At 40.4% G+C, this 8,173-nt stretch carries 7 protein-coding genes; 6 read left to right on the top strand and 1 reads right to left on the bottom strand.

The window, feature by feature from the left end:
• Window positions 1–177: 177 nt before the first annotated feature.
• Entirely contained in the window at window positions 178–1,362 is a 1,185-nt protein-coding gene (locus PMG71_RS21325; protein ID WP_347179359.1) for a M20 family metallopeptidase, read from the bottom strand.
• Window positions 1,363–1,539: 177 nt separating this feature from the next.
• On the opposite strand from PMG71_RS21325, the gene PMG71_RS21320 reads away from it, so the two are divergent.
• The 6 genes from PMG71_RS21320 (at window position 1,540) to PMG71_RS21295 (ending at window position 8,037) form a co-directional block, all read left to right on the top strand.
• Complete coding sequence (locus PMG71_RS21320; protein ID WP_283755750.1) at window positions 1,540–2,277, top strand: DUF6884 domain-containing protein; 738 nt, start codon at window positions 1,540–1,542, stop codon at window positions 2,275–2,277.
• Window positions 2,278–2,292: 15 nt separating this feature from the next.
• Complete coding sequence (locus PMG71_RS21315; protein ID WP_283755749.1) at window positions 2,293–3,819, top strand: ATP-binding protein; 1,527 nt, start codon at window positions 2,293–2,295, stop codon at window positions 3,817–3,819.
• Between the two features lies 1 nt (window position 3,820).
• The gene (locus tag PMG71_RS21310; protein WP_283755748.1) at window positions 3,821–5,470 is read left to right on the top strand and encodes a hypothetical protein; all 1,650 of its coding nucleotides are present in this window, start codon (window positions 3,821–3,823) and stop codon (window positions 5,468–5,470) included.
• A 5-nt stretch (window positions 5,471–5,475) separates the two neighbouring features.
• Window positions 5,476–6,510, top strand: coding sequence for a tRNA guanosine transglycosylase family protein (locus PMG71_RS21305; protein ID WP_283755747.1), 1,035 nt, complete (start codon window positions 5,476–5,478; stop codon window positions 6,508–6,510).
• 124 nt (window positions 6,511–6,634) lie between these two features.
• On the top strand, window positions 6,635–7,339 hold the full coding sequence (locus tag PMG71_RS21300; protein ID WP_283755746.1) for a Uma2 family endonuclease: 705 nt from the start codon (window positions 6,635–6,637) through the stop codon (window positions 7,337–7,339).
• A gap of 17 nt (window positions 7,340–7,356) precedes the next feature.
• Entirely contained in the window at window positions 7,357–8,037 is a 681-nt protein-coding gene (locus PMG71_RS21295) for a Uma2 family endonuclease (RefSeq protein ID WP_283755745.1), read from the top strand.
• Window positions 8,038–8,173: the final 136 nt, after the last annotated feature.

Genomic DNA, 8,173 nt, shown 5'->3' with positions numbered 1-8,173 from the left:
GACATGAAAATTTGTTAAGAAGCGGGCAAGATGCCCGCACTCCTCGAATTCTTTGATCTGACTGGAGTGGGAGCATCTTGCTCCCTGGATTTTTAATTAGGGTATTTCCGCTTCGCGGACATGAATAAGCGAACTTGATATCAGTTTCTGATTTGCGTAAAAACCAGCAGGGCTGGACTATCTTGACTGTTTTTGCCAATAGAGGGCAGCAGCATAGGCTAAGGTAACGACACCCACGGCAATAGCGCTCTCATCGACTTCAAATTTGGGATGATGGAGGGGATAGTTGGTTTTATGGGCATGGGCGACTCCTAACCGAAACATGCTACCGGGAGCATGGTCTAAATAGAGGGAAAAATCTTCAGCACCCAAAGACGGTTCAAGCAGATTAATGACGCGATCGCTCCCTAATGCTTCTTTCGCCGCTTTTTCAATCAACTTAGTGATTTTCATATCATTTTGCACCGAAGGAACCAAGCGGCGATAGCTAAATTCATAGGTCGCTCCATAGCAGTCGCAAATACTCTTAACGATGCCTTCGATCCATTGGGGTAACTGGGCACTGGTTTCCGGATGGAGCGATCGCACCGTTCCCGTTAATTGTACGCGATCGGCAATCACATTATGGGCCCGACCGCCACTAATTTGACCAAAAGACAACACCACCGGACGCAAGGGATTTTGAGTCCGACTAATGGCTTGTTGCAAGCTGGTAATAATCTGGGCCGCAATCCAAATCGCATCTTTCGCCTCATGAGGTCTAGCCCCATGGCCCGATTCTCCCATAATCGTCAATTCGATTTCATCAGCCGCCGCCGTCAAAGCTCCATAGCGCACCCCAATTGAGCCAGCAGGAATGGTGGGATAGACATGAACCCCTAAAATGCCCTCCACATCCTCCATCGCCCCTTCATCGACCATCCAGCCCGCCCCTTGGGCCACCTCCTCCGCCGGTTGAAAAATAAACCGCACCGTACCCGGTAGAGATAGACCCAACTGAGATAAGACCATGGCCGTACCTAACCCTAGGGTCGTATGCACATCATGGCCACAAGCGTGCATGACTCCGGTTTGGCGAGAGGCAAACTCTAAATCAGTAGATTCATGAATGGGGAGCGCATCCATATCGGTGCGAATGGCCAAACATCCGGCCCCCGTTTCTGCTCCTGGTAATTCACCAATCACCCCGGTTTTGCCTACATCTTCTTTAACATGCAATCCGGCAGAAGACAGCACCCCAGCAACATAGGCGGCTGTTTGCCGTTCTTGGCCGCTCAGTTCGGGATGAGCATGGAGATGGCGACGAATTTCAATCAGTCGGGGAGTGATGCGAGCGGTGAGGTCTTGGATTTCAGAGAGCATAGTCAAGGACAAACGGGCGGTAGACATTTTGCTTAAACTATAACAAGGAGTACCCCAGAGAACAAGGCAATTAAAAATTAAAAATTAAAAATGATTTTGTTGATATTGAAATGCTAAATGAACTATAAACTGATCTGAAAAATTCAAGTATCCCTATTGAATACAGTTGAGGATTTGATGACAAGTCGCCGTTTATTGATTTTATCCTGTTCTCAGGCGAAGCGATCGCAAGCAGAAGCCTTACCTGCTCTTGAGCGCTATGATGGGCCAGCTTTTCGAGTTGTACGGCGTTTTTTGAAAGAACAGCCTGATCCAAGTTTAGATATCTATGTTCTCTCTGGGAAATTTGGCTTGATTTCTGGCGATCAGTTAATTCCTGATTATGACCAGAAGATGACCCAAGCGCGAGCGTTAGAGTTAAACTCATCCATTGTTACGCATTTGGAAGCGACTCTCAAAGTTCATGATTATCATAGATTACTGATTTGTGTGACAAAAAAGTATTTAAAAGCACTTGAAGGCTATGGTCAAATTATTCCTGTTTCTGTTGATGTAACCCTTGCTACTAGAACCCTAGGAAGAAAACTGTCGGTATTACGCCAGTGGCTCTATGGTGAGTCTTTGCAATTTTTAGAACCAGTAATTAATGAACAGACTCCAGCTACAGTCTATTTCAAAGGAGTTGAGCTAAAGTTAGCGGATGTAAATTTTTCTGAAGTTGCCCGTCAAGCTTTGGCACAAGGAAAAGGAAAACCCTATAATTATCAGACATGGTATATTTTGATTGACGATCAAAGGATTTCTCCCAAATGGTTGGTTAGTCAATTAACCGGGTTCCCCGTAAGTTCCTTTCACTCCCAAGCTGCTCGGCGACTTTTGCGACAACTTGGCATTCCAGTTTATTGTGATTTATAAAAACAGGGTTTTTGCATGAAAAAGAAGTCTTATCCCATAGGAACCGTCATTTCAGATCAAGAAACACCAACGTTTGAGACAGTCCGGATTAAATTAAAAGCTGGGAAAGATGTGAAACCTGGCACATTGGTAAAAATGGATGCTTCCAGAGAAGATGAAAAAACAATTTTAATTGGACGTATCCGAAGTGGTTATGAAAGTAACCCAAATAAAAGTGTAGCTGCTGTAACAGTTGGTGACAACTTACATCTTCCTACTCCATCTATGCCAGAAGAACATAGTACAGATATCTATCGGTTAGTTGAAGCTGATTTAATCGAGGAAATTATCGGAAAAGAAATTAGATCACCTCAAAATTTGCCGAATTCAGGTTCTGAAGTTTTTATTGCTGACTCTAGTGAAGTGGTTCGTGTTTTAGGACTCGAAACTGATAAAAAAGAAGGTTTGCATTTAGGGGAAACTGTAGGAGGAGTTACTACAGATATAATTCTTAAAAAATCATCAATTCAAAGGCATTTTTTTATTGGAGGAACTACTGGAAGCGGTAAAAGTTATGCCATGGGAGTTGTTGCAGAAGAATTAATGAAACATGATTTACCAGTGATTTTCATTGATACTCAGGATGAATATTCAGAGTTTGTTAAAAAATCAAGAGGTACTGTTAAGAGACCTGGTGAAGATTTTACTATTCGCATATCATCTTTAACCGAGAATGAACTGTTAACATTATTGCCTAGTGCAACCACTGAATTACAAAGAGATATAGCCGCTCGTGCTTTTGGCGAGTTACAAGTTGAGCGATTATCCAATAATATTGCAGAATTTTCCATTGATGATTTACTAGAACGAATGGAAACAGTTGGCCCTATTCTTACCAATTCTAATAGTAGTATTAAAATGGCTATTAGTCGGACCCGTGCTTTAAGACGTGATCCAATATTTGGTAATGGAATTAGTAAAGGGGATTGGTGTACATTTATGAGTCCTTGTTTGGCCATTGACTGTAAGCGTTTAACTGCTTCTCAACTTCAATCAATTGCTACTGCGGTACTAAGAGAACTTCAAATTCTACGTCTTCATAATCAAATTCCTCCTTATGTAGCAGTAGTTGATGAAGCTCATTTGTTTGTACCACAAGGAGAAAAAAGCCCTTGTAAGCAGATTATTCGAGAAGGGGTAAGGATAGGCAGACATCATGGGATTTGTATGGTGTTAATGACTCAAAGTCCTGTTGACATTGATAAAAGTGTAATTCGTCAATGTAATACTAGATTGGTTTTTGCATTAGAACCCGATCAGCTAGATGCTATTAAGGGTGTAAAAGCAGATGCTACTGATGAAATGTTAAGAGCTTTACCCAAAATGCCACAAGGAACTTGCTTGATTTCCGGAACTTACGAAAGCTTGAAACATACAATTCCTGTCAAAATTAGACAACGGACTACTCCAGATTCTGAAGGGGGTAAAACTCCTGATATTTTCCAAGAAATGCAAGATGATTGGATTGATAAAATTACTGCATTGAAAGAAGAGAATCAGTAAAATGTCTCGCAAGAAAAAATCCAGCGATATCAACTCAAATTATATACAATTAGAAATGAATTTTGATGAGATTTTTAACCCGGACAGCTCTCAAATTTTGAATCGTGAACAAATCAATAGTTATGATAGATTGAAAAATCACGATCCATTAGAGCAAACCCTTGAGTACATGAGCAAATTAGTTAAAGCTCAAGATCAATGGGAAACCACTATTCAAACCGCGAGAGAACGCTTATCACAAAAAGATCCCAGAGAATTATATCTTGAGTTTTTTCAGGATTTGAGAGAACAAATTAAGCACAGTTCAAATCAATCAGAGCGGTTAGCAAATTTGCTAAAGCAAGTGGCTATTCGTGGCTTTGGAATGACGAAGGAAGAAGTTAATATTACTCCTCCTCCAAAAGGAGGCCATCAGTGGAAAGTTGAATTAAATAAAGAATTAGTGCAACGACACCTGGAGACTCATATTGTAGGAAGATATTTTCTAAATTCGATTGAAAGTGATGATAGTTTATGGAATAACGGTGATTTTTTAATAGGATCTTCGGATGTAAGTCAGCATCGTAGTTCAGTTCCGTATCCTGCTCGTTTTTTTAATCGGACTGTACCCTTTTTATTAAACAATGCTGCGGGTGCAATTGTTAGAGTAAGCAATGGCAAGGCTATATTTGATCAAGGTCGGTTTAATCCACAACCAACTCAAGATTTACTTCAATGGATGTTAATTGATCCATCTTACCAAGATGAATTAGAGCCAGAAGATTTTCATCGCTGTACTGCTTCAGCTATGGATGTAGGTCAATATATTTTTGATCATGAATATTTATTGAATGCGGATAGAGATTGTCCTAACATTATCCTTAGAGATGGTAGTTTATTTCCACAAGATGCTTATTTAGATAATTATATAATTGATAATAGACGAGGTGAATTTACTAGAAAAGCTATTAAAGAATTACTAAAATGTGTAAACTCTGCTAGAGATTTTAATAGAATTTATTGTGGAGTTTCCAAAAATGTTCGTTTAAAAATATACAGTTCTGTTTTAGATTGGTACATTGCAAAACACATAGATACACATTGGGAAACAGGAAATTATAGTTTAACTGATGGACAAGCAATGACATTATTGTTATCTTCTCCAGATTGTTTTGATAATGGTTTAAAAAAGGCTATATGTACTTGTTTAATTCGTAGATCATTTACAACCAGAGCAACTTTAAATGAAAAGGCAAACTTGAAAGCGTTAGACGAATCATATTTTAACCGATATCGTCAAAGAATTGACGATGAAAAAAGTGGTATTGATATAGCACCTTATAAGGATTTATGTAAAAAATTTCATACTTATATGTTTTTTATTGGACATTCTAAAAGCCCTAATAAATTATTACCTCGTTATGAATTCTTCTCGGCAAACAATAAAGATATTGAAATGATAGCTGCTCAGATATTAACAGCTATAAAATACTGTAGCTTTGCAGTTGATGAAGATCATTCTTTTATGAGCGATGAAGCTATTACTTACTTGATTCCATCTGTAACACAACAATCTCATACTTATTCTAAAGATGTCGGTAAGTGGTTAACTCAAAATGTAAAACATCAATTACTATCTAAATATCAATCTTTAATTGAAAAAATGGTATAAAAGTTTTGCAAATTGTAGCTGGATTTGGCTTAAAAGGCATCAAACCCCGTGTCTGGGATACCACCTCACCCTATTACATCAAAGAGTTACAAGCGGTGATGATTTCCTATGCTGACTTTCATAAAATGCGTAGACAAAGACAGCAAGTTATGGAAAAGGGATTACATGAACATTTTTCCATCCCTAAAACCACAAAAGTGTATCTAGATAACGGTGCATTTTCATTTATCAAAAACCATCAAGAACTTCCCGTTGAAGAATATCGAGAGTTTGTCAAAGCAGCTCATCCAGATTGGTATCCTATTCCTCAAGACTTTATCCCCATACCTCAAATGACATTAAAGGAACAGGAACAGTGTTTTCAAAAAACCATGAACATGAACTTTCGGCACTATCAAGGTAACTATGTCCCTGTTGTTCATATTAGCCAATTCTTAGAACAATATATTGAAAAAATTCTGAGTAGTAAAGCGTTCAAGAAAAAAACAGACATTGCTTTAGGTGGAATTGTCCCCAACTTACTCCGCGCTCCTAAAGCTATTTCCCATGAAAAAATTATTCATGGTTTGGTCAGTTTTCGGCAGCAATTTAAGGATAAAAAGCTGCATGTTTTTGGCATCGGAGGAACGTCCACCTTACATATTGCCGCATTACTAGGCATTAATTCGGTTGATTCTAGTGGATGGCGTAACCGTGCAGCTAGAGGTTTAATCCAACTTCCTGGAACAGGCGATCGTATCGTAGCACAGTTAGGGAACTGGAGAGGTCGATATCTGAGTCAGGAAGAAGAAGAAAAACTGCAAACTTGTCAATGTCCTGCTTGTCAACAATATGGCTTAGAAGGATTAAGAGCCAGTGGAGGCTATGGATTTTATAATCGAGCTACCCATAACTTATGGGTACTGCTAGAAGAAGCCAGACAAATCGAAGAGCATCTGAATATTATTGGTGATTATGAAACTTGGTATTTAGAGCATCTGGATAATACTATTTATCGTCCATTAATTCAAAAGCTTCTGAATGAAGTAAAAATTAATTAATGATTCGTTATAATAAGATCCAATATCTTGTCTGTGACTCATTCAGAGTTTAGCTATTATAAATAAGTATACTGCAACTTCTCTTGATAGCGATCGCGCCCTAGTCCCTCTATTTTTTACCGCCATGACTGTTTCCCCAACCCTAGTATCCAATCCCGAAACCCTAGAAGAAGAGATCCTCTTCCCCCCTGGTGACCTTTATAGTGACGAACCTCCTGTGGAAAGTGAACTGCACCTCAGACAAATTATCCTCTTGATTCAATGCTTAGAAAGACTTTGGCGCTCACGCCAAGATTTCTATGCAGCCGGTAATCTCACCATTTACTATAGTCCCCGACAAGTCAAATCAGAAGACTTTCGCGGCCCCGATTTCTTCGTCGTTCTGGGAACAGAGCGCAAACCCCGCAAAAGTTGGACGGTTTGGGAGGAAAATGGAAAATATCCCGACGTGATTGTGGAAATTTTATCCAAAAACACGGCATCGGTAGATCGGGGATTGAAAAAACAGATTTATGAAAATACGTTTAGGACGGCGGAATATTTCTGGTTTGACCCCGATACTTTAGAGTTTGAAGGATTCGTTATGGTTGGGGGTCAATATCAGGCGATCGCTCCCAACCCGTCGGGATACTTATGGAGTCAAGAACTCGGATTGTATTTAGGCATCTGCGATCGCAAACTGCGCTTTTTCAACGTTGACGGTGAGTTGATTTTGACACCGGATGAAGTGGCTGACCGAGAAGCTCAACGAGCCGATACAGAAGCTCAACGAGCTGCTCGCCTAGCGGCTAAACTCAGAGAACTGAACATCGATCCCGACACGCTCTAATTCCTCTATTTTTTGTCATGACTGCTTTATCCAACCTCTTCTCCAATACCGAATCGGAAGAAGAAATTATCTTCCCCCCTGGTGACCTTTATAGCAATGAACCTCCCATGGACAGCGACCTGCATCTAAAACAAGTTATCCTCTTAATTCAATCTTTAGAAAGACATTGGCGCGATCGCCAAGATTTCTACGTTGCGGGTAATCTCTCGGTCTACTATAGTCGCCAACAAATCGAATCAGGAGACTGGCGCAGCCCGGATTTCTTTGTTGCCCTGAAAACGGAGAGAAAACCGCGCAAAAGTTGGGTTGTTTGGGAGGAAGATGGAACATATCCCCATGTGGTTGTGGAAATCTTCTCGCAGAACACTTCATCAGCCGATCGCCAATTGAAAAAAGAGCTTTATGAAGACATTTTTAGAGCGCTACAATATTTCTGGTTTGACCTAGAAACCTTAGAGTTAGAGGGATTTGTGTTGAAGCGTGGTAGATATGAACCGATCGCTGCCAATGAGTCAGGATACTTGTGGAGCCAGGAATTAGAATTATATTTGGGAAGGCGCGATCGCCAACTGCGCTTCTTCACAGCCCAGGGTGAGTTGCTTTTGACACCGGAAGAAGTGGCCGACCAACAAACTCAAAGAGCCGATCGCCTAGCTGCTAAACTGCGCGAACTCAACATCGACCCCGATCGCATTTAATTTCTTTTCTCTCTTTTCATGGGTCATATCAAGTCCGGTTTCCGCAAGCGGACATGAAAATTGGTTAAGAAGCGGGCAAGATGCCCGCACTCCTCGAATTCTTTGATCTGACTGGAGTGGGAGCATCTTGCTCCCT

It is taken from the genome of Roseofilum acuticapitatum BLCC-M154, from assembly GCF_030068475.1.
Classification (GTDB): Bacteria; Cyanobacteriota; Cyanobacteriia; order Cyanobacteriales; family Desertifilaceae; genus Roseofilum; species Roseofilum acuticapitatum.
This window is presented reverse-complemented; position numbering and strand designations above follow the sequence as displayed.

Coding starts and splice junctions, on each gene's coding strand:
- PMG71_RS21325 (WP_347179359.1), bottom strand. CDS start 1,362: ATGCTCTCTGAAATCCAAGACCTCACCGCTCGCATCACTCCCCGACTG.
- PMG71_RS21320 (WP_283755750.1), top strand. CDS start 1,540: ATGACAAGTCGCCGTTTATTGATTTTATCCTGTTCTCAGGCGAAGCGA.
- PMG71_RS21315 (WP_283755749.1), top strand. CDS start 2,293: ATGAAAAAGAAGTCTTATCCCATAGGAACCGTCATTTCAGATCAAGAA.
- PMG71_RS21310 (WP_283755748.1), top strand. CDS start 3,821: ATGTCTCGCAAGAAAAAATCCAGCGATATCAACTCAAATTATATACAA.
- PMG71_RS21300 (WP_283755746.1), top strand. CDS start 6,635: ATGACTGTTTCCCCAACCCTAGTATCCAATCCCGAAACCCTAGAAGAA.
- PMG71_RS21295 (WP_283755745.1), top strand. CDS start 7,357: ATGACTGCTTTATCCAACCTCTTCTCCAATACCGAATCGGAAGAAGAA.